This is a genomic window from Pseudoalteromonas sp. SG44-5, assembly GCF_014164175.1.
Classification (GTDB): domain Bacteria; phylum Pseudomonadota; class Gammaproteobacteria; order Enterobacterales; family Alteromonadaceae; genus Pseudoalteromonas; species Pseudoalteromonas nigrifaciens.
In genome coordinates this window covers 1-224 of record NZ_JACJES010000082.1, presented here as the reverse complement: position 1 = coordinate 224, position 224 = coordinate 1, and the positions used below count along the sequence as shown (strand labels likewise).

1 pseudogene is annotated in these 224 nt (G+C 40.2%); it reads left to right on the top strand.

From position 1 onward, the window contains the following. A pseudogene (locus tag H5079_RS18290) lies at positions 1 to 224 on the top strand (transposase); the annotation flags it as partial.

Genomic DNA, 224 nt, shown 5'->3' with positions numbered 1-224 from the left:
GTAATGAGTAATCACACCCACTTAGTACTCTATGTTGATGATAAAAAAGCCAAGCGACTAACCGATAAAGCCATTATTCAGCGGTGGCACAGGCTTTGTAAAGGCACTGTACTCACTAACAAATACCTGCAAGGCGAAGAGCTAAGCAAAATTGAATGGCTACTGTTAAATGAAACAATCAGTGAATACCGAGAACGCTTAGCTAATATCAGTTGGTTTATGCG